Source organism: Pseudomonas sp. PDM25 (genome assembly GCF_019219045.1).
Classification (GTDB): Bacteria; Pseudomonadota; Gammaproteobacteria; order Pseudomonadales; family Pseudomonadaceae; genus Aquipseudomonas.
In genome coordinates this window covers 1-335 of sequence record NZ_JAHUWL010000082.1, presented here as the reverse complement: position 1 = coordinate 335, position 335 = coordinate 1, and the positions used below count along the sequence as shown (strand labels likewise).

The 335-nt window shown below is 60.9% G+C and carries 1 protein-coding gene; it reads right to left on the bottom strand.

The features are described 5' to 3' along the window. On the bottom strand, nucleotides 1-335 hold a 335-nt coding region (locus KW848_RS31420), incomplete at both ends, for an Ig-like domain-containing protein (protein WP_218539189.1).

The following is a 335-nucleotide window of genomic DNA, read 5'->3' as shown; positions in this document are numbered from 1 at the left end:
TATCGACATCGCTGTCATTGCTCAACACGTTGCCGGCTGCAACGGTGTCTTCAGCGACGGTTTGGGCATCAGCGGTCAGCACACTCGCGTCGTCGACCGGGGTGACGTTCAGGTCCAGGGTGCTGGTCGAGCCAGTGTTGGTGGTGTAGCTGACTTGCGGCACGGCACCGTTGTAGTTCTCGACCGGAGTGAAGCTGTAGTCGCCATTGGCGGCGATAGTCACTGTGCCGACGCCGGCGATAGTCGCGACTTGACCCGCAGTAAAGGAACCCGTCACGCCGGCGACGGTGAAGCCGGTCACGCTGAGGGTGTTATCGACATCGCTGTCATTGCTC